This window comes from Chryseobacterium sp. Leaf394, from assembly GCF_001424105.1.
In the GTDB taxonomy this organism is placed as follows: domain Bacteria; phylum Bacteroidota; class Bacteroidia; order Flavobacteriales; family Weeksellaceae; genus Chryseobacterium.
This window is the reverse complement of the sequence record NZ_LMQH01000011.1, coordinates 1,171,310-1,195,653: the sequence shown is the minus strand read 5'-3', so window position 1 is coordinate 1,195,653 and position 24,344 is coordinate 1,171,310. Positions and strand designations below refer to the sequence as shown.

20 protein-coding genes are annotated in these 24,344 nt (G+C 37.3%); 1 reads left to right on the top strand and 19 read right to left on the bottom strand.

The annotated features are described in order from the left end of the window. Positions 1–25: 25 nt before the first annotated feature. A complete protein-coding gene (locus tag ASG21_RS09935) occupies positions 26–685 on the bottom strand; it encodes a hypothetical protein (RefSeq protein WP_056079075.1) in 660 nt (219 codons plus the stop codon). Continuing rightward, positions 682–1,170: a DNA-deoxyinosine glycosylase gene (locus tag ASG21_RS09930; protein ID WP_056079072.1), complete on the bottom strand. Its 489-nt coding sequence runs from the start codon at positions 1,168–1,170 to the stop codon at positions 682–684. The genes ASG21_RS09935 and ASG21_RS09930 overlap by 4 nt, the downstream gene beginning before the upstream one ends. A gap of 104 nt (positions 1,171–1,274) precedes the next feature. On the opposite strand from ASG21_RS09930, the gene ASG21_RS09925 reads away from it, so the two are divergent. Then, positions 1,275–2,438 carry a thioredoxin fold domain-containing protein gene (locus ASG21_RS09925; protein WP_056079070.1) on the top strand — a complete coding sequence of 388 codons (1,164 nt, stop codon included), beginning with the start codon at positions 1,275–1,277 and terminating at the stop codon, positions 2,436–2,438. Positions 2,439–2,504: 66 nt separating this feature from the next. On the opposite strand, the gene ASG21_RS09920 is transcribed toward ASG21_RS09925, so the two are convergent. The 17 genes from ASG21_RS09920 to ASG21_RS09840 all read right to left on the bottom strand — a co-directional run bounded on the left by ASG21_RS09920 (position 2,505) and on the right by ASG21_RS09840 (position 24,342). After that, a complete protein-coding gene (locus tag ASG21_RS09920; protein ID WP_056079067.1) occupies positions 2,505–3,377 on the bottom strand; it encodes an aldo/keto reductase in 873 nt (290 codons plus the stop codon). A 101-nt stretch (positions 3,378–3,478) separates the two neighbouring features. Continuing rightward, the gene (locus tag ASG21_RS09915; RefSeq protein WP_056079063.1) at positions 3,479–4,264 is read right to left on the bottom strand and encodes a hypothetical protein; all 786 of its coding nucleotides are present in this window, start codon (positions 4,262–4,264) and stop codon (positions 3,479–3,481) included. A 134-nt stretch (positions 4,265–4,398) separates the two neighbouring features. Further along, positions 4,399–5,928, bottom strand: coding sequence for a glutamine-hydrolyzing GMP synthase (gene guaA, locus ASG21_RS09910; protein WP_056079061.1), 1,530 nt, complete (start codon positions 5,926–5,928; stop codon positions 4,399–4,401). 313 nt (positions 5,929–6,241) lie between these two features. Continuing rightward, positions 6,242–7,480 (bottom strand): phosphoribosylamine--glycine ligase, encoded by a 1,239-nt coding sequence (gene purD, locus ASG21_RS09905; protein ID WP_056079057.1) that lies wholly within the window; start codon positions 7,478–7,480, stop codon positions 6,242–6,244. An 85-nt stretch (positions 7,481–7,565) separates the two neighbouring features. Further along, positions 7,566–9,080 (bottom strand): bifunctional phosphoribosylaminoimidazolecarboxamide formyltransferase/IMP cyclohydrolase, encoded by a 1,515-nt coding sequence (gene purH, locus ASG21_RS09900; RefSeq protein ID WP_056079054.1) that lies wholly within the window; start codon positions 9,078–9,080, stop codon positions 7,566–7,568. Positions 9,081–9,388: 308 nt separating this feature from the next. Beyond that, positions 9,389–9,958: a phosphoribosylglycinamide formyltransferase gene (gene purN, locus ASG21_RS09895; protein ID WP_056079051.1), complete on the bottom strand. Its 570-nt coding sequence runs from the start codon at positions 9,956–9,958 to the stop codon at positions 9,389–9,391. Positions 9,959–10,039: 81 nt separating this feature from the next. Beyond that, positions 10,040–11,032, bottom strand: coding sequence for a phosphoribosylformylglycinamidine cyclo-ligase (gene purM, locus ASG21_RS09890; RefSeq protein ID WP_056079048.1), 993 nt, complete (start codon positions 11,030–11,032; stop codon positions 10,040–10,042). Between the two features lie 266 nt (positions 11,033–11,298). Continuing rightward, on the bottom strand, positions 11,299–11,850 hold the full coding sequence (locus ASG21_RS09885) for an NAD(P)H-dependent oxidoreductase (RefSeq protein ID WP_056079045.1): 552 nt from the start codon (positions 11,848–11,850) through the stop codon (positions 11,299–11,301). Between the two features lie 201 nt (positions 11,851–12,051). After that, the gene (locus ASG21_RS09880; RefSeq protein ID WP_056079042.1) at positions 12,052–12,780 is read right to left on the bottom strand and encodes a pirin family protein; all 729 of its coding nucleotides are present in this window, start codon (positions 12,778–12,780) and stop codon (positions 12,052–12,054) included. 382 nt (positions 12,781–13,162) lie between these two features. Further along, the gene (locus tag ASG21_RS09875) at positions 13,163–14,545 is read right to left on the bottom strand and encodes an MFS transporter (RefSeq protein WP_056079039.1); all 1,383 of its coding nucleotides are present in this window, start codon (positions 14,543–14,545) and stop codon (positions 13,163–13,165) included. A gap of 43 nt (positions 14,546–14,588) precedes the next feature. After that, positions 14,589–15,101: a nuclear transport factor 2 family protein gene (locus tag ASG21_RS09870; RefSeq protein ID WP_056079036.1), complete on the bottom strand. Its 513-nt coding sequence runs from the start codon at positions 15,099–15,101 to the stop codon at positions 14,589–14,591. Between the two features lie 185 nt (positions 15,102–15,286). Next, positions 15,287–17,143 (bottom strand): glycoside hydrolase family 13 protein, encoded by a 1,857-nt coding sequence (locus ASG21_RS09865; protein WP_056079033.1) that lies wholly within the window; start codon positions 17,141–17,143, stop codon positions 15,287–15,289. Positions 17,144–17,149: 6 nt separating this feature from the next. Then, a complete protein-coding gene (locus ASG21_RS09860) occupies positions 17,150–18,196 on the bottom strand; it encodes a M14 family metallopeptidase (protein WP_056082312.1) in 1,047 nt (348 codons plus the stop codon). A 9-nt stretch (positions 18,197–18,205) separates the two neighbouring features. Further along, positions 18,206–19,192, bottom strand: coding sequence for a bile acid:sodium symporter family protein (locus ASG21_RS09855; RefSeq protein WP_056082310.1), 987 nt, complete (start codon positions 19,190–19,192; stop codon positions 18,206–18,208). Between the two features lie 244 nt (positions 19,193–19,436). Next, the gene (locus tag ASG21_RS09850; protein ID WP_056082305.1) at positions 19,437–21,596 is read right to left on the bottom strand and encodes a glycoside hydrolase family 97 protein; all 2,160 of its coding nucleotides are present in this window, start codon (positions 21,594–21,596) and stop codon (positions 19,437–19,439) included. Between the two features lie 84 nt (positions 21,597–21,680). After that, positions 21,681–22,790 (bottom strand): SusE domain-containing protein, encoded by a 1,110-nt coding sequence (locus tag ASG21_RS09845; protein WP_056079030.1) that lies wholly within the window; start codon positions 22,788–22,790, stop codon positions 21,681–21,683. 19 nt (positions 22,791–22,809) lie between these two features. Continuing rightward, the gene (locus ASG21_RS09840) at positions 22,810–24,342 is read right to left on the bottom strand and encodes a RagB/SusD family nutrient uptake outer membrane protein (protein ID WP_241773513.1); all 1,533 of its coding nucleotides are present in this window, start codon (positions 24,340–24,342) and stop codon (positions 22,810–22,812) included. Between the last annotated feature and the right edge of the window lie 2 nt (positions 24,343–24,344).

Here is a 24,344-nt window from a genome sequence, read left to right as displayed (position 1 = left end):
TTTTTTTTTAACCTTATAATTTGTCTTACGATTCAGATTTATAATCCGTTAAAATTTTTAAGTTTATTTTTTCGCATTTTGAAAAATCATCAAGCATTACCACTCCATTTCTGTGATTACTTACAACCTCCATAAGTCTGTAATTTTCAGAATCTAAATTAGCTAATAAAGCATCATAAATTTTAGAATGGATATTAGGGTTAAGATCTAAAAAATGAATAACAGGCATAGGATAATCGCTTTTCATAACTGTCACTTTTAACTCAAGATTTGATCTTTTGTTCTTTAGTGATGAATATGTCTTTATTATAAATTGATTTTCTCCTATATTCTGTACATCTATTCTCTTTATTATTAGTTCGTCCGGATACTTATTTATTTGAGATTTTTGATTAAAATTTAAGCTTGAAAAATTACTGTCCCTATTGATTGAATAAGAAAAAGCGAGATTCGCATGATAATCATAAATTATAAAATTTCTATTCGGTTGCTGTGAAAAAAAATAATTATAGGCTATTATATTTTTATTCTCGGAACTAAAATAAATAATATTTGCTCTTTTATTTCCCTTATAATTTCCTTTTAACTGTGTTTCAACATCATAACATTTATAGTCAAAATGATAAGTCTGGCAAAAGAAACTCTCCGAAATAAAGCAAAGCAACATCATAAAAATTTTTCTCATAAATGTGTTTTAATAATTTTCCAGTCTTCCAGTTTTCTTTCAAATGAAACTGTGTGAAGCGGACTTGTTGACGGCAATAAATATACAGGAATTTCAGAATTTTTATCTAAAATTTTCTTTAAGTTCTTAAAAGACTTTCCGCCATTGCAAAATATTGTTTTGATATTGGAATAGGTTTTTAAAAGAGTTTCAATATCGTTGGATTCTTCATTTCTGATTTCAGAATCAAGGCTGCCTTTTCTTTCGCAAGTATCTATCACGTCCCATAAAGCAATTTTGTTTTTCTTTAAAATTTGAATTTTCTCATTATAATTTTCGTTGAAATTTTCATCAAACAATTCAAAGATAATTTTCCAGAATTTGTTTTGTGGATGGCCGTAATATTCCTGCTTTTCAAGAGATTTCACTCCTGGAACTGAACCTAAAATTAAAATTTTAGATTCCTGATCGACAATGGGCGGAAATGACGAGATTCTGTTTTGCATATTCAAATATAATGTTTGAAAACCTAAAGAATGTTAAATTAAAAAGATTATTCATAATCAAATAGAAATATAATTAAATTTGTATTAAATAATATTTAGTTTAAATGAAAAAACTTGCTATCCTTTCTTCAATTGTCCTTAGCGCTGTTGCTTTTGCACAGGGTATTAAATTTGAAGAGACCCCATTCAAAAATCTTTTGGAAAAAGCGAAAAAAGAAAACAAACTTGTCTTTTTAGACGCTTATACTACGTGGTGTGGACCGTGTAAACTGATGGCCAAAAACATTTTCCCTCAGCAGGAAGTTGGTGAATATTTCAATGCCAGTTTCGTGAATGCAAAAATTGACATGGAAAAAGGTGAAGGTCTGGAAATTGCCAAAAAATATGGCGTAAAATCTTATCCCACCTATCTTTTTATCAACGGTGACGGAGAAGAGGTTCACCGTTCTTTAGGATATACTCCTGAAGCAAAAGACTTTATTGTAATTGCAAAAGATGCGAACGATCCCAACAAAAGACTGAGCACTTTAAAGCAAAAATTTGAAAAAGGTGACACCAATCCTGAACTATTAAAGAATCTTGCGGGATTAACCATTTACAATGATCCTCAGTTTGCAACGAAAGTTCTGGAAAAATACTTTCCACAGGTGAAAACGCTTACACAGGAAGATGTACAGATGCTTTTAATGGCAGCACAAAATCCTGACAGCCCGATGTACACAATGTTCAAAGAAAGAAAAGCTGATATTATTAAAGTTTTTCCTGAAGCCAATTACAATGCATTTGATAAAAATGTAAAAGTATCTGCTCTATTCAAAAAATCTTATAATGCGGAGAAAAAAACGTGGGATGACCAGTATTTTTTAACTGAAGCTCAAAAATTCTTATCTAAAGAAGAAGCTGAGAAAACTTTGCAAAGAGCAAAAATGGGCAGAGCGGCAAGAGCAAAAGATTTTAAAACTTATGAAAAGCTTGCTTTGGAAGTTTATAAAGATTACCAAACTCTTTCGTCTGGAGAACTCAACGAAATCGCATGGAATTTCTTTGAAAATGTAGATTCTAAACCAGGTCTTCAGACAGCTGTAAAATGGGCTCAGGAATCTGTAAAGAAGGAGGAAAGCTATGCCAACACAGACACTTTGGCTAATCTCTACAATAAAATAGGTGATAAGAAAAATGCTAAAATCTGGGCACAAAAATCTGTTGATTTAGGAAAAGCTGAGGGAGAAGATGTTGCTGAAACAGAAAAATTACTGAAAAGTTTGTAAAGCCATCTTGGTTTTATTGGTTAATAGAAGTCCGGCTCAATTTGGCCGGACTTTGTTTTTTTATCATTAAATATCTGCTCTAGAATTCAGCATTTTCTGTTCCCACTCAGGATCTTTGGGATCAAAGAAAAGCCTTTTTCCTGTGTCTAAACTTCTGACAATATTCATCTCGTCTTCTGTCAGTTCAAAATTAAAGACATTAAAATTTTCATCGATTCTTGAAGGCGTCACTGATTTTGGAATCACGCAGAAACCTTCCTGGAGATGCCATCTCAGAATTACCTGAGCAACGGTTTTGTCATACTTCGACGCAATCTTTCTCAGTTCTTCATTTTCCAAAAGACCTGCATTTCCGTTTCCGAGCGGGCTCCAGGGTTGTGTGATGATATTGTTTTCACGATTGAAAACCTGAAGTTCTTTTTGCTGGAAAAGCGGGTGCAGCTCAATTTGGTTGATGACCGGTAAAACTGCGGCATTGGCTTTCAACTCCTGAAGTTTTTCAACAGTAAAATTACATACACCGATGGCTTTTATTTTTCCTTCACTGTAGAGTTCTTCGAAAGCTTTCCAAGCTCCTAAAAAATCTCCGAAAGGCCAGTGGATAAGATACATATCCAGATAACCGAGTTGTAATCTGTCTAAAGTTCTCTGGAATGCCGCTTTTGTTTCTTCATAACCATGAGACTGTACCCAGAGTTTTGAGGTGATAAAAAGTTCATCTCTGCTCACCCCACATTTTTGGATTGCAGCTCCCACTGCAGTTTCGTTCTGATAAATTGAAGCGGTATCAATCATTCTGTATCCGACTTCTATGGCTTTTATCACAGCGTCTTCGCATTGCTGGAGATCTTCCATCTGCCAAACGCCAAAGCCTAGAGCCGGAATGGCGAAGCCATTGTTTAAAGTAATTACCGGTTGTCCTTCATAATTTTTGTGCATGACTTTTTCATTTTGATTAAAACAAAGATCGGGGAAAATTCTATGATACTCTACTTTTTAATTCTTTTTTATATTTTTCAGGCATTCCGTACGTGTATTTTTCAATTATTTTTTTTATAAACATCAGTCCAATACTCTGGTTGACTGATAATTTTTTCCTGATTATCTTTTAAAAGTTTTGCAATATCATATACATTATGATAAGAATTGTAATTATTTTCGCTTAGAGTAAAATAAACAATTGCGTTATTTAAATCCCGGCTTAAGAGAGAATTAAACCCAAGATCCTCATACTGAGATGCTAATTGGAGGTTTTTATCTGTTGACTTCGAGAAATTCGGAATCACTAAAGGCTTGTTAATTTGATCTTTTTTCTCCTGTATTTCTTTTTCAAGTTTTTGTATTATACTTTTATCCCTCTGATTGCGTTCTACACTATCTTTACTTTGTAAAGACTCCAGATTTTTCTCTTTTTGCTTCAGATCTTCCATAAATTTTTGATATTCCTTATCTGTAATCACATAATATTCTTTCCATCCGTTTTTCAGTTTTTCTGATGGTGTAACATTTGCGAAAAATTGAGAAAGCATTCTTCTTTTAACAGGATTATCATTTAAAACAATTAATTCTGTTGCATACTTATCATACTGTAAAATTTCACTCATTCCCTGTTCCCGATCTTTAAATCCCCAGTTTATTATAAAAGTTATAACCGTAATTCCCACGGTTCCAATAAGCCATTTCAATAAATCTATGAGTTTGTCACTTTGCTCTGTTTCATTACTCTTAATCTTGACAATTCTAAAAATCACAAAGACTGAGAGTATAATGGTGAATATAAAAAATCCACACAACCACAACGATAGGTTAATATTATCTGTAAACATAATTAAAAGTTTTTTTTGTTATCTCAAACCTATAAATTAAAGTGAATATTTTCAATCACCTTTTTTCGCTACTTTTTCCTACAAAAAAAACCAGCCTTAAAAAAAAGCTGGCCATATTTAAATGTTATTCAAGATTACTCCCACTCAATCGTTGCAGGTGGTTTGCTTGAAATATCGTACGCTACTCTGTTGATTCCTCTTACTTCGTTGATGATTCTGCTGGAAACGGTATCTAAAAACTCGTAAGGAAGTCTGCTCCACGTTGCGGTCATAAAGTCGATGGTGTTGGCAGAGCGGACAACTGCCGTGTATTCGTAGGTCCTCTCGTCACCCATTACTCCTACAGATTTTACGGGAAGAAGAACGACGAATGCCTGAGAAACTTTCTCATACAAATCGTTTTTATACAATTCTTCTATGAAAATATCATCTGCTTCCTGAAGGATTTTTACTTTTTCAGCATCTACAGCACCCAAAATTCTAATTCCCAAACCTGGACCTGGGAAAGGATGTCTGTGCACCAAATGATGAGGAATTCCCAATTCTTCTCCAACTTTTCTTACTTCGTCTTTGAACAGTTCTCTTAATGGCTCAAGCAATTCAAACTCCATTTCTTCGGGAAGTCCACCCACGTTGTGGTGAGATTTGATTACTGCTGAAGGTCCGTTTACAGACTGACTTTCGATCACGTCAGGATAAATGGTTCCCTGAGCTAAGAATTTAGCACCTTCAATTTTATGGGATTCTTCGTCGAAAACGTGAATAAATTCATTTCCGATGATTTTTCTTTTGGTTTCCGGATCATCAACGCCTGCTAACTTTGAAAGGAATCTTTCTTTAGCATCAACCAATTTGATGTTCATGTGGAAATGTTCGCCGTAATTCTGCATTACCTTTACGTCTTCATCTTTTCTCAACAAACCTGTGTCTACAAAAATACAGGTCAGCTGATCTCCGATTGCTTTGTGAATTAACACAGCAGCAACAGAAGAATCTACACCTCCTGAAAGACCTAAAATTACTTTATTATCTCCTACTCTTTCTTTGATTTCTTCAACTGTTTTGTCGATATAATTGGTCAGTTTCCAGTTTTTCTCTGAATCACAGATGGCAAAAACGAAGTTCTCCAGCATCTTTCCACCTTCTTCTGTGTGAGAAACTTCCGGGTGAAACTGAACGCAGTAGATTTTTTTGTCTTCATTTGAAATAGAAGCGATTACCCCTGATTTTGCATTCAATTCAAAACCTGCAGGCAACTGTCCAACTTCGTCGAAGTGACTCATCCATACGATGGAGTTATCGGTTACTCCTTTTAATAAAGAAGATTCTTTAACTATTTCTAAATGTGCTTTTCCGTACTCGCCTTTTACACCTTTGTGTACTTTTCCGCCTAAAAGGTGTGCTGTAAGCTGCATTCCGTAGCAGATTCCCAAAACGGGAATTCCCTGTTCGTACAATTCTTTTTCAACCAAATGTGCGTTTTCTGCGTTTACAGAACTCGGCCCACCAGAAAGGATGATTCCTTTTGGCTGTTTTTCTAAAATTGTTTCTAAAGGTGTATTGAATGGTAAAATTTCGGAGTACACGCCCATCTCACGGATTCTTCTTCCGATAAGCTGGTTGTACTGAGATCCGAAATCTAATATGATGATACCGTTGGTCATTGTTTGATTTGAAATTTGAGGTTTGAAATTTGGGGTTCGGGTTACGGGATTCGGGATTCGGGATTCGGGATTCAAGATTCAAGATTCAAGATTCAAGATTCAAGATTAATATTTAAGATTAATTAAAATACTTTTTACTTTTATCTTTTACTTGTCTCTTTTTACTTTTTACCTGGCTCTTCTTAGCCCTGATGGAAGCGGCATCCTTTTTTGTTGCGAACGCAGCGAAGCGGAGATCGTGACAAAAAAGATACAGCGGACAGCAGGTTCCCGGCTCCTGATAAAAAAAGCCCCGAAAAATCAGGGCATTATATTAAAATTTACCGATGTCTTCTCTGTAGAAGCTGTAATCAAAATGTACCGGAATTGCATCTTCGTACACTTTCTTGCGGGCTTCTTCATAGGTAGCGCCTGTAGCCACAATGTTGAGCACTCTACCACCATTGGAAACTACTTTGTCGCCTTTTTTCACGGCACCTGCGTAGAGTAACTGACTGTGTTTTACTTTGTCTTCACCTACAATCTCGAATCCGGTTTCGATGTTTCTCGGATAACCTCCTGAACACATTACAAGACAAACTGCTTTTTCGTCTTTAAACTTCAGCTGAATATCTTTTCCTTCTATGCAGTCGTTGATTACATCCAAAAGATTGTTTTCCATTAAAGCCATCAAAACCTGAGTTTCAGGATCTCCGAATCTCATGTTGTATTCTAAAAGATACGTTCCGTTTTTGGTAATCATCAATCCGAAGAAAATGATTCCTTTGAAACCGAAACCTTCGCCTTTAAGACCTTTTACAGTCGGCTCAAGAATATTTTTCTCGAAATCTGCAAAGTGCTCTGCTGTAAATTCCGGACTTGGTGCCACAGCTCCCATACCTCCAGTGTTTGGGCCTGTATCTCCGTTTCCTGCTTTTTTATAATCTTTTGCAGCAACACAAGGGAATAATTTTTCCCCGTTTGAGAATGCAATGATTGAAGCTTCAAAACCTTCAAGATATTCTTCGATAACCACACGGATTCCCGCATCACCAAAGATTCTTCTGATCATAAAGTCGTGAATAGTTGCTTCTGCCTCTTCAAGAGTTTCGCAGATCACAACCCCTTTTCCGCCTGCAAGACCGCTGGCTTTGATTACCAATGGAAATTCCTGAGTCTGAAGATATTGTTTAGCATCATTATAGGCATCAAAAACTTCTGCTTTTGCAGTTTTGATATCATAGGTTTTCATAAATTTCTTGGAGAAAGCCTTACTTCCTTCAAGACTTGCCACTTTCTGAGTTGGACCGAAAACTTTAAGATCGTGCTTTTTGAATTCGTCCTTAAGACCTGCCACCAATGGTGCTTCCGGGCCTACAATGGTAAGATCTACCTTTTCTTTGATTGCAAAATCTCTGAGTTCTTTGATTTCTGATAGATGGATATTTTTCCCTATTCTGTCGGTAGTTGCGTTTCCGTTGGAAAAAAACATCTGACTCACTCTTGAATCTTTCTGAAGTTTTGTTGCCAGAGCAGATTCTCTTCCTCCTTCACCTATGATTAATATTCTCATACTTTATTTATTATCTAGTCTATTTTACAAATATATAATTTTGAATGCTATAAATACAATCTCAAATTACTATTTTAATTCAATTTTAATGAAAAAAGTGTCTTACGCCAGTGAACATCATCGGGATTTTGTGCTCGTTGGCAGCGTCGATACTTTCCTGATCTTTTACGCTTCCTCCGGGCTGGATAATTGCTGTAATGCCTTCCTGAGCGCAGAAATCTACCACATCACGGAATGGGAAAAATGCATCAGAAGCTAGAACCAAATCTCCAGTGAATTTCTCTTTTGCTCTTTCGATGGCCTGTTGCGTTGCCCAGATTCTGTTCACCTGTCCGCCCCCGATTCCGAAAGCCTGGATTCCGTTTGAAACAACGATTGCGTTTGATTTTACGTATTTTACCACTCTCTGAGAAAAAAGTAATGCCTTCTTCTGCTCCTCTGTCGGTTGACTTTCCGTAACCACTTTAATATCATCTGAAAAAATACTGTCGTTATCCTGCACTAAAATTCCTCCATCCACTTTTACCCAAGTCTGCTTGTCTGAAACCGGGTTCACGATTTTTATAATTCTTAGATTTTTCTTTTTTCTTAAAATTTCCAGAGCATCCGCATCAAAATCAGGAGCCATTACGATTTCAAGGAATGTTTTGTTTAATTCTTCAGCCGTTACAGCATCAATTTTGAAGTTGGCAGCAACAATTCCACCGAAGATTGAAACCGGATCACATTCGAAAGTCTTTTTATAAGTTTCTAAGGCTGAAGTTCCGATCGCCACTCCACAAGGTGTGGAATGTTTTACGGCACAACATGCCATTTCTTCTTTAAATTCTGTCACCACTTTCCAGCAAAGATCCATATCACGAAGGTTGTTGAATGACAATTCTTTACCTCCCAACTGTTCGAAATCTTTCATCGCACCGTTTTCAAAAGTTGAAACGTAGTACGCTGCAGTCTGGTGTGGATTTTCTCCGTATCTTAAGTCTGAAACTTTCCTGTATGAAGCGCTTAAATAAGTCGGGTAATCTTCTTCTAAAAGCATTCTTGAGATGGCCGCATCGTAAGCTGAAGTAAGATTAAATACTTTTCCGGCTAATTTTTTACGGGTTTCGATGAAAGTGTCACCGTTTTGTTCCATTTCGATTTTTACTTTTTCGTAATCTTCAACGTCAGTAATAACGGTTACAGAATCGAAATTTTTTGCAGCAGAACGAAGCATTGAAGGGCCTCCGATGTCTATAAATTCTACTTTTTCGTGCAATGAAATGTCTTTGTTTACATTTTCAAAAAACGGATACAAATTCACAATCACCATGTCGATCAAACCGATATTGTGCTCCTGAACAGTTTTCATGTGCTCTTCGTTGGAACGGACAGCCAACAAACCACCGTGAACTTTAGGGTGTAAAGTTTTCACTCTTCCGTCTAACATTTCAGGAAAATCGGTTACCTCATCGATTTGAATCGGATTTAAACCAGCGTCTTTCAAATGTTTGAATGTACCTCCGGTAGAGATCAATTCATAATTTTGAGATTCTAAAAACTGTGCGAATTCAGTTAATCCGCTTTTGTCAGAAACACTGATCAAAACTCTCTTGCTCATAGATTTTTCATTTTTTTCGAAGTCGAAACCGCAGTTTCAATTGCGGTTTTTCCTTCATTTTACTTTTTCACCCACCAAATAACAGAATTTCACCCTATTTTTTGGTAAGCCGCCCCGTTGGGACTTTTCAACTTTACTTTTTACAGTTATTTCAAACTGTAGACCGGTTCTTTCACCTCCGGTCTTACTTTTACTTAGATTATTTTGAAATAATTTTTGTTTATCTAAGTGTGTCTTTATTTTTTTAATGTAACAATGTATCAGTTTAACAGTGTAACAATACCTTTAATTGGTAAATTGTTAGATTATTAGATTGGTATATTGAGTAATTTATTGATAGCTACAGGAAAAATTTCATATTCAATTTTATGAACTTTTTCTGCTAACGTTTCGGGAGTGTCGTTTTCTGTGACTTCGAATGATTTTTGGAGGATTGCTTCTCCTTCGTCAATTCCTACGGTTACGAAATGAACGGTTGCTCCACTTTCTTTTTCTTTAGCTTCAATCACCGCATTGTGAACATGGTGCCCCCACATTCCTTTTCCGCCGTATTTTGGAAGTAAGGCCGGGTGAATGTTGATGATTTTTCCTGCCCAGTTTTCCACGAACTCAGGTTTGAGGATGGATAAAAATCCTGCCAATACGATTAAATCTGTATTTTCCGGGATGATTTTACCCAATTCGCTGCTGAAATTTTTCCCTCTCGGGATCAGTGCGGCTTCTATGTTGTGGTTTTTTGCTCTTTCGAGTCCGTAACATTCTCTGTCGGCAACAACTAAGGATACTTCTGCATTCTGGATTTCTCCGCTGCCGATGGTATCGATAATTCTCTGAAGATTGGTTCCGGAACCTGAAACGAGTATAACTAAGTTTTTCATAAATTAATGTAGCAATGTATCAGTCTAGCAATGTAACAATATTATAAAATTGGTAAACTGTTACATTGTTAAATTGGTACATTAAAATGAAAGATTGATCTTTTCTGCTCCTTCCGTGATTTCTCCGATCTCATAAGCGTCATCTAGAAGGTGAAGCACTTTTTCAGCGTGATCAGGATCTACGACAACGATCATTCCGACACCCATGTTGAAGGTTCCGAACATTTCTTCACGGGCGATGTTTCCTCTTTTTTCAAGTTCTAACATTACCGTTGGAATCTGAATTTTTGAAGCATCGATTGTAGCGCATAATCCGTCACCGATGATTCTTGGAATGTTTTCGTATAAACCGCCTCCTGTGATGTGGGCAATTCCTGAAACTTCTACCTCTTCAATCACCTTGTGAATGTCTTTATAATATAATCTTGTAGGAACCAAAAGCGTTTCGTACAAAGGTTTTCCTTCAAATTCTTCTTCGAAATTCGGGAATATTTTTCTTACCAAAGAGAATCCGTTTGAGTGGAAACCTGAACTTGGTAAAGCGATAATTTTATCTCCCGTTTTGATTTTTGAACCGTCAATAATCTGGTCTTTCTCTACGATTCCTACGCAGAAACCTGCAACGTCGTAATCTCCCGGCTGATACATACCCGGCATTTCGGCAGTTTCACCACCAATCAATGCACAGTTGTTGTCTTTACAGGCTTTTACCATTCCTAAAACGATCTCCGCAGCGATTTCTGAATCCAGTTTACCGCAAGCTAAATAATCAAGGAAAAATAATGGTTTTGCACCGTGACACAGGATATCATTAGCACACATTGCAAAACAGTCTACGCCGATAGAATCGTATCTTTTTGAGTCTAAAGCAACTTTAAGCTTAGTTCCTACTCCATCAGTTCCTGAAACCAAAACAGGGTTTTTGTAACCACCGATTTCGTAGAAAGCACCGAAGCTTCCCAAATGGTTCAATACATTGGAATTGTGAGTTTCGCCCACCGCCTTTTTGATCTTATCAACGGTTTTGTAACCTTCTTCTTTGTCTACTCCTGCAGATTTGTAAGTGTTGCTCATATTTTTAATGTAACAGTGTATCAATTTAACAATCTAACAAATGAATCGTTTTTGCTAAAGTGGGACGTATTAATTTTTATTATATTAATTCAAATTTCGAAAACAAAAAAGCCGACAATCTTGGTAGATTATCGGCCGTTATATTATCTCAGAATTTCAGAGTCCACAACATTCCCTTTTTTGGAGAAACATTCTTTGAAAGTGGTCTGAATTTTCATTACTTTTTCTTTTTGCAAAGATATTAATTTTAAGTTAATATTCAAATGCTATTTTTCTAAGATTGTTTCAACTGCAGAAATCTTGCTTACTTTCTCGCGTAACTCACTGTCTTTTTCTTCATTAGAAATTTTCTGAGCTTCTTTATCGAAATTATCGTTGAAATGTGGTAGAGTAAATGTATCCACAATGTTTCCTGCATGCAATGGAAATCTCTTTGAAGCCGCTTCCAATACGCCTAAACCTCCTCTTGGTCCGGTTGCTGTTGCCATTAAGAACATTGGAATATCATTCCATACTTTTCTTCCTTTGATTCTCGATGTCCAGTCGAACACGTTTTTGAAGGCCGTCGAATAGGTTCCGTTGTGCTCAGATAGTGAAACCAAAAGCAGATCTGCGCTGTCAATTTTTGAAGCAAGATCAAGCGCCTGCTGTGGAACTCCGCTTTCTACTTCTTTCTGATGTTTGTAGATGGGCATTTCAAAATCGTTCATGTCTACGATTTCTATTTCTGCGCTTTCGAATAAAGTGGTAGCGTAGGTTACGAGTTGTCTGTTGATTGATGTGTCGGAATTGCTTCCTGCGATGGCTAGGATTTTCATTTATTTAAATTATATTATTGAAGGTTTGCGTGATATTTAATTGAACCACTGCGTGGTTCGTTGATTTTTGGTTGTTATGTATCCATGGGTTTCACCCACGGCTATTCACATTGAACCACTTCGTGGTTTGATTGATTTGAAAATTACATTAGAATATATATTATCAAAAGCCTTTAAATTTTGATGGTGCAAAAATACTTTTTATTTTAAATATGCCGGTAAATCCATAGGAACTTCCATCAAAAGAATTTCGGTGTCTTCTACCGCTTCGATGTTGAAACTTTGAGTATCCCAGATTCCCAAGCCGTCTTTTTCGTTTAAGATTCTGTCGCCTACTTTTGCGCTGCCTTTTAAAACAAATGCATAAACGCCGTTTCCTTTTTTGTTGATGGTATAGTTTTTACCGTTTCCTATGGTGAAATTGGCTAAATTGAACCAGGCATCCTGATGAATCCAAACGCCGTCTTCGTTTTTGTCCGGCGATAAAATCTGCTGGAAACCATTGATTTTTTCTCCGTCTTTAATGCTTTTCTGATCGTATCTCGGTTCTACATTTTCTTCTCTTGGGAAAACCCAGATTTGCAGGAATTTCACAGCTTCATCTTTATTCTGATTATACTCGCTGTGCATTACACCTGTTCCGGCGCTCATCACCTGAATTTCTCCTTTTCTGATTACCGCAGTTGTTCCCATCGAATCTTTATGCTCCAGATTTCCTTCCAACGGAATTGAAATGATCTCCATGTTTTTGTGAGGGTGCGTTCCGAAACCCATTCCCTGAGAAACGGTGTCGTCATTTAAAATTCTCAACACTCCGAAGTTTGATCTTTCTCTGTTCTGATAGCCCGCAAAACTGAAAGTATGGTAAGAATTTAACCAACCGTGATCTGCGTGACCTCTTGAATCTGCTTTGTGATATACTGTTTTCATAATCTATAAGTAATTAGTAATGATTAATAAGTAATGATGATGTTTAAATTTATTAAAGCAAAATTCGTTAAAAATTTATCCGGGAATGTTGATGTAAGGTAAGAAGTGATTTTTATGAAAGGTGAATGGTCAGTTTTCTTCGAAGTGAATTTTCAGAGCTGGAATTATTTTGTGAATAATAGGTTTTGGCTAAAGCCAATGTCAGGTTTGAAATAATAAAAGCGGACTAAAGTCCGCTGTTGTTGATATTATAATCTAAATTTTTTATTTAAATCAAATTCTTAATTCTAATTTTCAAACTTGAATATTGAATATTGAATTTTAAATATTAAATCCTGTTCCTGAATTGCAAATTTCAAATCTCAAATCTCAAATCTCAAATTCAAAAATGTACCTGCTGAATTTCCTCTTCGATTTCCTGAGGATTTGCATCATCCGATTTAATGAAAATCATTGTTAAGACTGCGCCGAGAAGCATACAGATTCCGCCAACGACAACATAGCCCATCGCATAATTTCCAAAGGCTCCTTTTACAATTGGGCCACCAAAGACACCGTTGATGATTTGTGGAATTACGATGAAGAAATTGAAAATTCCCATAAAAACACCCATTTTTCTCTGCGGAATTGCATCTATCAGCATCGCGTATGGCATTGCCAAAATACTTGCCCACGCGAAACCAAGTCCGATCATTGAAATCCAGAGCAGTGAAGTGTCTTTAATGAAATACATTGAAATTAATCCTAAACCTCCACAAAATAACGCTAATGCATGCGTTTGCTTTTTACCGATCCATTTTGCAATCGGCGTTAACAGAAATGCAAACGGGATTGCCCAGAGATTGTACATACCAAATAATTTACCTGTAAGATCACCGGCTTTGTTGAATTCAACAGAATGCGTGTCTTCAGGAGACAATCCGAAATGATGCGTGGCTAAAGCACTTGTGGTGAAAACCCACATGGTAAACAGTGCAAACCAAGAGAAAAACTGAACAATCCCCAACTTTTTCATTAAGGTCGGAATTTTCGCAAAATCACTGAAAATATCTGATAGTTTTGACGGCTGTTCAACTACTTCTTTGCCTCCTTCAAATTCAGCAAATTCTTTTGGTGAATACTCTTTTGTTGTAACTATCGTGTAAATGATGGTCAGTAAAAGAATTCCCGCACCACAGTAAAATGCGTAGATCACATTATCGGCCACGAAACCTTCTTTAGCTACATTCGAAACACCTAATTTGGTCAGCCAATCCGGCAGATAAGATCCGATCACGGCACCAATCCCAATCAGAATTGTCTGTACTGAAAATCCCAAAGTTCCCTGATGTTTTGGAAGCATATCTCCTACCAGCGCACGGAAGGGTTCCATCGCAATATTAATGGAAGCATCCATCATTGCTAAGAAAATAACAGCCAAAAGTAAAACGTTGGCGGCCATCATCTGTGTCGCTGAAGCTGCGTTAGGAAGTAAAACCAAACCGATGGCACATAAAATTGCACCTATCAGAAAATAAGGTTTTCTTCTTCCAAGCGGACTCCACGTATTGTCGCCCATGTGACCGATGATAGGCTGAACGATGAGACCTGTTACGGGAGCAACCAGCCAAAACCACGACAGCTGATGAACGTCCGCACCAAAATTTCCTAAAATCCGGCTGGCGTTACCATTTTGCAAACCAAAAGCCATCTGAATACCCAAAAATCCCATGCTCATGTTGATGATCTGAGCCATGGAGAGATTCGGTTTTATCTTTTTTGTCATAAATTTATTATTGATAAGTGATGAAATAGAAAAGACTTATACTTTAATTTTTTAATTTCTGAATCATAGCATCTTCAATTGGAGCTTTGATTTCCACAATTTTATCTACAACCTCATTCGGAACCGTCACAGACAAAACATACTGTTTCACTTTCCACTGTCCATTGATCTTTTCCAGTACTCCAGAGCCACGGCAGATTTTCATTTGGGTATCCAACAATTCGTCGAACCACGCAAGTTTTCCGTCTTTTGCGAAATAAACATTTCTTTTTAAAGATTTAAAATTCCATGTAGATTTTTTGTCGAAGTACGGTTTTGCCCAAACCATAAATTGTTTTTTATCCCAAACTTCAGTTGCATCGGTTCCAATAAAAGTAGATTCTTCTGCGAAAAAACCGAAGTAAGTTTTGAAATCTGCTTTTGCAGCTGCAATGTTGAATGCATCGAGCATCGTAGCGATTTCTGTTTTATCTTTCTCAGATTTCGTCTGTGCCGGGATGGTTGTGAAACTCATGATCAACAGGAAAACTGTAAAAATTATTGTTGTTTTTTTCATTTTAAATTTTATTTTTTCTTAAACACAAATGACACTAATCTTCTCACTAATGAAACAAATGGATTGCGAAGTATTGTGTGATCGGTATTTGATACTTCTCATCTTAAACACAGATTTCATTAATGTTTTTCAGTGAGCACATCACTGATTTGTGTAATTCGTGAAACTCTTTTTGAAATTCGTGTTTACATTAATTCAATAACCATCGAAGTTTTAGCAGGAACAGTTAAAGTATTCTGAAGTGAAATTTCTTTTTCTGAAATCACATCTTTACCTTTAACTGAAGATTTTATAGCTTCTGAAAATCTTTTTAAATCCACAACTTCATCTTTTTCATTGGCATTCACTACCACCATCACCGTTTCTCTTTCGTTGTATCTAAAGTACACAAAAACATTATTCTGAGGAACGAAATTTTTAGTTTTTCCGGTATGGATGACTTCTTTGCCTTTCCTCCAGTTTAATAATTTCTGGGTGAAACCATGGAACTCCTTCTGCTCGGCAGTTTGCGAAGCCGTACTGAAAGCATTTTGCGTATCTGATTTCCAGCCACCAGGGAAATCTCTTCTGATATCTGCGTCACCGCCTTTATTTTTATCTCCACGCATTCCGATTTCGGTTCCGTAGTAGATCTGTGGAATTCCTCGGACGGTTGAGATAATTGTCATTGCCAATTTGTATGCTTTCGGGTCATTATTAAACATTTCATTCCATCTCTCGGTGTCGTGATTTTCAAAGAAGACGAGAAGATTGTTGATGTCCGGATACAGAAAATCATTCGTGAAACTGTTGTAAAGTCTGTTCATTCCGTTATTCCAGCCTTCTTTTTCTTTAATGGCTTTCGGCAGCTCGTCATACAGCGGAAAATCCATCACCGATGGTAAATTTGAATTGTAATTGGCCGCTTCTCCGGTTTTAGAATCCTTCTGCCACGCAGAAATATGTCCGGCAGAGCTCAACCATGTTTCTCCTACAATATTGAACTTCGGATATTCGTCGGTAATTGATTTTGCCCATTTCGCCATTGCTTCCTTATCGTTGTACGGATAAGTGTCTACACGGAAACCACCCAATTCAGCGTATTCAATCCACCAGATTGCATTTTGGGTTAAGTATTTCAAAACCAAAGGATTGCTTTGATTAATATCGGGCATCGATGTATCAAACCAGCCATCCAGCGCTACTTTTCTGTCTGCATCAGAGGCGTTCGGGTCAAACTGAGACGTAATTTTGTAATTAGAACGTTTGAAGCCTTTATCACCATCATCAAACCAGTGAATCCAGTCTTTTGTGGGCAAATCTTTGATGAGCCAGTGCGAAATTCCCCAGTGATTGGTCACATAATCCATCACCAACATCATGTTTCTTTTGTTGAGTTTTTGTGAAAGCTCTCTGTACTCTTCGTTGGTTCCGTAACGTCCGTCGATTTTGTAAAGGTCTGTCTGCGCATAACCGTGATAAGAATATCCTTTTTCGTTGTCTTCATTGACCGGAGTCAGCCAGATTGCAGTAGCTCCGAGGTTTTGCAGATAGTCGAGATTGTTGATAATTCCACGGAGATCTCCACCGTGACGGCCATTTGGAAGCCTTCTGTTGGCTTTTTCGGTAAGGTTGGGCTGCGAGTCATTTTTTTCGTCACCATTCGCGAAACGGTCAGGCATGATGAGATACATCAGATCTTTCGAGGTGTATGAATTTCTGTTGGCAGAATTAGGATTTCTTTCTTTAAGTTCATAGGTGTATGAGCCGACGTTTTTCTTTCCGTTTTTAACGTTGATTTTAAATTTCGAAACATTGATTTCATTTGTATTTAAAGTCACAAAAACATAATTTGGATTTTCGACTTTCTGAATGTCTTTTGCTCTGATTCCGTCTGAAATTTCGATTTCGTTATTGACAATGTCTTTCCCGTAAATGAGGAGCTGAACTTCAGGATTTTTCATCCCTTTCCACCAAAATGCGGGTTCTACTTTGTCTAAAGGTTTTTGCGAATAAGCCAGAGCAGCTGCTGATAATGCTGCAATTGCATATAATTTTTTCATAATAGATTATTTTTGAATGATTCCAATACAGAACAGTGTTTCACTTCTATTCACTGGTGGTGTTCCAATTTTGTACAAAATGATACCGTCTGACTGTGAAATAATATCTTTTTTTCTGTTTCCGAATTCGTCTGTAATATAGCCCAAAATTTGGTTTTTTCTGACCTCATCTCCGCTTTTTAACATACTGTAAAAAATTCCGTTTTCCGGAACCCGAATGTAGTCCTGACTGCTGAAGAATCTCTGAGTTTCAGAACCTTTTTCAGCTGAAATTCTTCCTGAATAATTTCCTGAAAATTTCAGCATACTGAAAACTGCATTTTTAATCAGATCAACATTTTCTCTCTGCACCGTTCCCAATTTTCCGGCTTCAATGCTTAAAGCTGTAATTCCCTGCTGCGTAGCTTCTTTGAATGCATATTTCGATTGGTCTGAAGGTTTTAAACTGTAAGGATATGACACGATGTTTTTTATTCCGGATGCTTTTGATAAATTTAAGGCTAAATCTGTCCTGTTTCCTTTATTTTTTCTGTCGTAATAACAGATAAATGGCAACAAATCTTCATTGGCATCTCCTCCGTGAATATCAAGAAAAAAATCTGAGTTTGAAATGATTTCTTTAGTAATAAAATCGGCTATTTTATCGGTTGGAGTTCCGTCCTTTGAGCCCGGAAAAGCATTGTTTAAATTTTTGCCATCGAGAGGATTTACAAATGGCATTCTTTTCTGAAAAGATTCTACACTGGCAACCGGAACGATGATTAAAGCTCCGTTAATATTTTCGGGTTTAATTTCATTTAATAATTCCTGAACAGCGATGATGGGTGGATATTCGTAACCGTGAATTCCGGCAATGACTGTGAAAACCGGACCTTTACTTTTTCCTTTAATGACCGCAACAGGAATGTATGTTTTCTGTGTATCTGTTCCTATGGAAACGACAGTATCTTTTCTGAATGACCGATTTTCAGAGAGTATTTTTCTGATTTGAGCCTTGGGTAAAATTCCGCAGAAAAGTAATGCAAAAACTGCAGTTTTAAGAATGATTTTCATCTGCATCTTTTAATTGACATTGACCGTCTGGCGTTTTGCAATTCTGTTCGCCAGCCAACTTACATAAAACAGTTGAAAACTGTGGTAAATCATAACAGGCAGTAAAAACAGAACTTTCTGATCATCGGCAATCCCCAAAACCAAAACGAAAAGACTTCCATGCACAAGAGATTTTTTTGAACCACAGAAAGTTGCGGTAATCACATCCTGAGATTTAAATTTCATTTTTTCGGCTAAAAACTGGGTGATGTTGTAGACTGCGAAGAAGAGAAAAATCACACTGAAAGTCAGAACTAAAAATACAAATGAAGGAACTGATGAGAAAACATGCTGTACGAAAGCTGTGGAAAAACTTTCGTAAACAATCAGCAGAATAATCAATCTGTCGAATTCATTGATGATGTTTGAATACTTTGTGACGAATTTTTTCAGTAAAGGATTAAAAATAATTCCTAAAATAATAGGCAGTAAAACCTTTATCAAAAGTTGCTGAAGAATTTCTCCGTTGGCTCCTGCAGAAGTTTCTGATGTCATAAAAAAGCTCATCAGAAGCGGTGTCATCACAATTCCGATAATTCCTGAAACTGAAGCGTTGAAAATCGCTGAAGTCACGTTTCCTTTGGCAATCGAAACCATAACAACGGACGATGAAACCGTGGACGGAAGACTTGCCAGAAAAAATATGGAGAGCCAGATATTGAAATATTCCGAATCTTTGATGAATGGATAAAAAATAAAGACCAGAAACGGAAAAATAAGAAAAGTAGCGGACTGAATGAGCAGATGCAGTTTCCAGTTGGTGATGTCTTTTACGACTTCTTTTAAATTCAGTTTTAAACCGTAGAGGAGGAAAATCCCTGCAATTCCCCAATCTATAAAGGCTGAGAGATTGAAATACTGATTGTAAGATTCGTGAAAAGGGATAATTTTCGCCATTAAGACCATTATAATCAGCAGGATCAGAAAAATATTCTGTTTGCTGAAGAGTGTAGCCATCAACTTCATTGAGATAATTTTAAACCTTAAATTTACAAAAAAAAACTTTGCCGGAGAATTTCTACCTCCGGCAAAGTCTGTAAATATGCGTTCTCCCCTAGCCCCGATTGCAGCGGCATCCTTTTTTGTTATTGCGATTGCGAAAAAGTTCAACTGTTGATTTACTCTGTTCGCAATAACAAAAAAGATATAGCGGAAAGCGGGATTAAGCTCCTAAAAAAAATCAGAAGCTATCCCGCAATTTTTATTTCACCGGTTTGATAGAAATGGCGTAACCACCACTTCTCACAAGGTGTACAGGCAATTTTGTTTTGCTTGTAATGGTCTTTTTGTAAATATGATAAGACTGAGGATTATCAATATAATCGGCATCTTTTCCATCCTGATAGATGGTCGCTTCATATTTTTTTCCTTTGTCAAGGAAAGAAAAATCTACTGTGTAATCCATAGCTTTTTCGTCTGTAATTCCACCTACAAACCAATTGTCGGTTCCTTTGGCTTTTCTTGCCGTGTGAACAAACTCACCAGGTTCAGCTGATAAAATTTTGGTATCATCCCAGTCTGCAGCTACATCTTTGATGAACTGGAAGGCATCCATGTGCTTTTTGTAGTTTTCAGGAAGATCGGCAGCCATCTGAAGCGGCATGTACATCGTAACGTACAAAGCTAACTGTTTTGCCAAGGTGGTTTTCACAAAACGTTTGTCGCCAGGGAAATAGTAATCAAGTTTAGTCTGGAAAATCCCGGGAGTGTAGTCCATTGATCCACCCATCCATCTTGTGAACGGAAGAATCGTGTGGTGATCCGGATTGTTACCACCGAAAGCATCGTACTCGCCACCTCTCGCTGCTTCTGCAGAAATATAGTTTGGATACGTACGGCTTTCGCCTGTGGGACGCACAGACTCGTGAGAGTTGACCATTACTTTATACTCATTTGCCTTTTCTACAATTCTGTAATAATGGTTGATCATCCACTGTGAATAGTGGTGCTCGCCACGTGGAATAACATCACCTACATAACCTGTTTTCACAGCATCGTAGCCATATTTGTTCATCAGCTGGAATGCTTTGTCAGCGAATCTTTCGTAGTTGGTTGCAGAACCGGAAGTTTCGTGGTGCATGATCAGTTTGATACCTTTTGCATGAGCATAATCGTTCAGCATTTTGATGTCGAAATCAGGATACGGCGTCTGAAAATCAAAAACATATTCTTTTGAACGGCCAAACCAGTCTTCCCAACCGATGTTCCAGCCTTCAATCAGAAGCGCTTCGAAACCGTTTTCTGCTGCGAAATCGATGTATTCTTTTACTTTTGTATTGTTGGCACCGTGATTACCGTTTGGAGTTAATTTTGTGAAATCTGTCTTGTCCAAATGAACATTTGATTCCGGCTGACCGTATGCCCACTGCGATTTTCCGATGATCATTTCCCACCAAACACCCATGTATTTTGTCGGGTGGATGTATGAAGTATCTGTATATTTCGTTGGCTCATTCAGGTTGAAAAGCATTTTGGAATCCATTACCACTTCAGCTTTTGGTGAAACGATAACTGTTCTCCAAGGCGTGGTTGCAGAAGTCTGCATGTATCCTTTTGCTCCCTGTCTGTCTGCAGTAAGATGCGTTTTCAGTTTGAAATTCACAGCATCAACTTCAAGATGAGAAGCTGGATAATCCAACACCGCTGCTTCGGCAACATTGATGTACAAAGGTGTTTTGCCTTCCACTTTCAGCATCAGAGGAGACTGAACAGCATTTTTGATCAAAGTCTGTGAAGCGTTGGCATCAGCAGCTTTTGCCCATTTAGTCGGAATCTCGGATACTTTTGTTTCCTGATACTGATATTCCTGAGAATCGTAATCTGCCACCATCCACCAGGCTTTCATGTCCGAAGGAAAGTCGAATTCTGAATCTTCTTCACGAATCACGAAATAGTTCAGATTTTTCTGCTGTGGAAATTCATATCTGAAACCAAGACCGTCATTGAACAGACGGAATTTGATAATGATATTTCTGTCCGTTGAAGTTTGGTTCAGTGTAACTGCAAACTCGTTGTAGTGGTTGATATAGTTTTTTTTCTCTCCAAGAACAGGTTGCCATGTTTCATTTTTGGAGTCTCTTTTTTCGTCCGTTTTTGTAAAGCCGTTGTTCAGGTCATTTTTAGCATCTTCCGGCTTTGCAATTTCCGAAGCAAATTTTATAGAAGTGTCTTTAAATAATCTTAACCCTAATTTTGAATCTTCAAGTACCGTTTTACCTTCATATTTAAGGTTGTAAAAAGGAACTCCGCCTTTCAGCTGAAAATTCATTTCAAATTTCCCGTCCGGAGATTTCAGAGTTTGTGCATTCACTCCTGCAGACATCATGGAGAGCAGCGCTGCCCCAATTTTGATTTTCTTCATAATCATTATTTATACGCTTTAAAAATAAAAAAACTGTTGCCGGGAAGCAACAGTTTGCTGTATTAATTTACAATTAAATGATATTTATAATGGCTGGATTTTATAAGTTCCCATTTTTACGTCAACTGTAATTTTGTAATTACCACCAGTTCCGTCAAACTTAATATTACCATTGCTTCCTTTTGGTGCAATATAACCTGTATTTCCATCAGCAGTCATATTTCCCCAGTCAAGATCTCCCCAGCTTAGCTGACCTAAAAATTTGAACTGAGAACCAGCAGGCAATGCAACTGTGTGCTCAAATTTTCCGTTTCCTAAATTAGTCATTGCTAAACCTGCACCAGCATTCCAGCCGTTTACAGTTCCTACCAGATAAAGATTAGCCGGATTAAATGTAGCAACTGCCGATGGTGTTACCGTAATTGATTTAACGGTGGCATCTGCATTGATCACAATTTTGTACATTCCGGATGCACCTGTGAACTGTATATTTTCAGGAGTTGCAGGAGCTAAATTTGCAGACCATGTTTTAAAATATCTGTTTCCGGCATTCATACCTGTAACATCTAAGCTATAATTTGTTGGCCCCCAATCCTGCTGTCCTAAGAATCTGAATGATTTTCCGTTCTCAAGATAGGTATAAATTGTAGAGAGATTATCTAACTTATAGAGGAGTTGCGCAGAAGTTGCATTCCAACCTACAGCAGATGCGTCACCCACAATGTGAAAAGATGGATACGACGTCATGTAAGGAGTAACAGTTAAAGTTACAACATTAGAATTTACCGCCTCAAAACTACCAAGCTTTGAGGATAATCTTACATCAATCTGACTTGCAACATTTGGAGCAATTCCTGCGTCCAAAAGATATGTATTGAATTCTGCAACCGTGAAAGATGCTTTTACAGCACCGTCATTAAGATCCACATTTTTCGGGCTCGCAAAGTTGGTTCCCTTAGCAGCTATCTGAAGCTGGTTTTTCTGAGCCACTGCAATTCCATACGAAGGTGCGGACCAATTGAAAGTAACGGCATTCTGTGCTTCGTTATCTTTTATCAGAACAATACTTGTTTTGTCTGCGCTCAGGTTTGAAGTTGATGCTGCACCAAGTGTTGCAATATCTTCCTCTTTCTCACAAGAAAAAACCATCAATCCTACTAAAAGCAGTGTAATAATTTTAAATATATTTTTCATTGTATGAGTTTTAAAAATATTAATATCCAGGATTTTGAATTAAATTTGAATTAGCCACAAGATCCTTTGCAGGAATTGGATAAAGGTTTCTGAAATCTTCTACAGATTTACCATCTTTTACTCCACCCTTCCAAGGCCACAGATAAGAAGCTGTAGTAAATCTTCCGTAACGGATAAGATCGGTTCTTCTCGTCATTTCCCATCCTAATTCTCTACCTCTCTCGTCCAGTATAAAATCTGTTGTAATGCTAGATAATGGTGCAGTGATGCCTGCTCTTTGTCTTAAATTATTTACATATTGCAAAGCAGTTGCTGCATTTCCATTGCCACCTCTCAGTGTAGCTTCTGCATACATCAAATAAACATCAGCAAGTCTCAGTAACGGAATATCAGCATCGCAGAAATTTTTTGCAGCGTCTGTTCCAGGCCCACCGGTACTTGTTAAATTTTTATACTTTACAAAGGCATATCCATCTGTAAATGTTCCTAAATCATTGATTTCAAGGTTTTGACCACTTGTGTAAAAATTACCTCTCTGATCCGCAGAATTGGTAAATAATCCTACATAAGATTTAGTCGTTCTGAGGCCTCCCCATCCTCCATTGATTCCAAACATACTTTCAGCAGGCATTGAACCACCTACTGCTGCATGAACAAGATATGTTGTTCCACCTGAAGTCTGGATTCTAACTCCGTCAAATGCAATTGGGAAAATTGTTTCAGGGTTGTTTTTATCGTTATCAACAAGAAACAAATCTGCATATTTTGATTTTAAAGTATATCCCGCAGCAATCACTTTATTACAGTTTGTGATCACATCATTGTAACGGGCAGTTCCTGTGTAAACAGCAGCATTCAGATACAATCTGGCAAGCAGTGACCACGCTGCTGCTTTGTCTGCTCTTGCATACTCATTGGTTTTAGGATCTTTTAATTCACCTGCGACTGCATTAAGTTCAGATTCAACAAATTTGAATAATTCTGCTCTTGAAATTCTTTGCGGCGCTGATGTGGATCCCGGAAGATATGTTTCATCTACGAAAGGTACATTTCCGAAAAGATCAAGCGCATAATAATATGATAATGCTCTTAAAAATCTCGCCTCGGCACGCATGTATTTAGCTTCGGTAAGATTAGCTCCTGATATATTATTTGAAGCTAATTTTTCATCAGTTACATTTCTTAAAAATTCGTTTGATGTGGCAATTTGAGTATAAATTCTGTAGTATGCTCCTGAAATAAATTCATTCTGAGAATCCCACGTCATTTTGTGCATTGTCTGAAGATTACCATCGTTCCAGGCAATTACAGCCTCATCTGTTGGCAATGTCTGAAGAGTATACAAAAGTCTGGTGTACTGAGAAAAGTTTCCGTCAATACCATTGATGTCTGAGTTTCCTCCATTAGGCTCCTGACCTCCTCCCGCAAAACCACCATATACCTTTGCTAAAGCGCCCGGATAATTTGCAAAATCTTTAAATACACTCGCTGATGTAAGACCTGTTGGTGGTTCCTGCTCCAGATCTTTCACACACGATGTAGAAATAAACATTA

Excerpts from the sequence above, each read along its gene's own strand:
- ASG21_RS09935 (WP_056079075.1), bottom strand. The coding sequence starts at position 685 with ATGAGAAAAATTTTTATGATGTTGCTTTGCTTTATTTCGGAGAGTTTC.
- ASG21_RS09930 (WP_056079072.1), bottom strand. The coding sequence starts at position 1,170 with ATGCAAAACAGAATCTCGTCATTTCCGCCCATTGTCGATCAGGAATCT.
- ASG21_RS09925 (WP_056079070.1), top strand. The coding sequence starts at position 1,275 with ATGAAAAAACTTGCTATCCTTTCTTCAATTGTCCTTAGCGCTGTTGCT.
- ASG21_RS09920 (WP_056079067.1), bottom strand. The coding sequence starts at position 3,377 with ATGCACAAAAATTATGAAGGACAACCGGTAATTACTTTAAACAATGGC.
- ASG21_RS09915 (WP_056079063.1), bottom strand. The coding sequence starts at position 4,264 with ATGTTTACAGATAATATTAACCTATCGTTGTGGTTGTGTGGATTTTTT.
- guaA (WP_056079061.1), bottom strand. The coding sequence starts at position 5,928 with ATGACCAACGGTATCATCATATTAGATTTCGGATCTCAGTACAACCAG.
- purD (WP_056079057.1), bottom strand. The coding sequence starts at position 7,480 with ATGAGAATATTAATCATAGGTGAAGGAGGAAGAGAATCTGCTCTGGCA.
- purH (WP_056079054.1), bottom strand. The coding sequence starts at position 9,080 with ATGAGCAAGAGAGTTTTGATCAGTGTTTCTGACAAAAGCGGATTAACT.
- purN (WP_056079051.1), bottom strand. The coding sequence starts at position 9,958 with ATGAAAAACTTAGTTATACTCGTTTCAGGTTCCGGAACCAATCTTCAG.
- purM (WP_056079048.1), bottom strand. The coding sequence starts at position 11,032 with ATGAGCAACACTTACAAATCTGCAGGAGTAGACAAAGAAGAAGGTTAC.
- ASG21_RS09885 (WP_056079045.1), bottom strand. The coding sequence starts at position 11,850 with ATGAAAATCCTAGCCATCGCAGGAAGCAATTCCGACACATCAATCAAC.
- ASG21_RS09880 (WP_056079042.1), bottom strand. The coding sequence starts at position 12,780 with ATGAAAACAGTATATCACAAAGCAGATTCAAGAGGTCACGCAGATCAC.
- ASG21_RS09875 (WP_056079039.1), bottom strand. The coding sequence starts at position 14,545 with ATGACAAAAAAGATAAAACCGAATCTCTCCATGGCTCAGATCATCAAC.
- ASG21_RS09870 (WP_056079036.1), bottom strand. The coding sequence starts at position 15,101 with ATGAAAAAAACAACAATAATTTTTACAGTTTTCCTGTTGATCATGAGT.
- ASG21_RS09865 (WP_056079033.1), bottom strand. The coding sequence starts at position 17,143 with ATGAAAAAATTATATGCAATTGCAGCATTATCAGCAGCTGCTCTGGCT.
- ASG21_RS09860 (WP_056082312.1), bottom strand. The coding sequence starts at position 18,196 with ATGAAAATCATTCTTAAAACTGCAGTTTTTGCATTACTTTTCTGCGGA.
- ASG21_RS09855 (WP_056082310.1), bottom strand. The coding sequence starts at position 19,192 with ATGGCTACACTCTTCAGCAAACAGAATATTTTTCTGATCCTGCTGATT.
- ASG21_RS09850 (WP_056082305.1), bottom strand. The coding sequence starts at position 21,596 with ATGAAGAAAATCAAAATTGGGGCAGCGCTGCTCTCCATGATGTCTGCA.
- ASG21_RS09845 (WP_056079030.1), bottom strand. The coding sequence starts at position 22,790 with ATGAAAAATATATTTAAAATTATTACACTGCTTTTAGTAGGATTGATG.
- ASG21_RS09840 (WP_241773513.1), bottom strand. The coding sequence starts at position 24,342 with ATGTTTATTTCTACATCGTGTGTGAAAGATCTGGAGCAGGAACCACCA.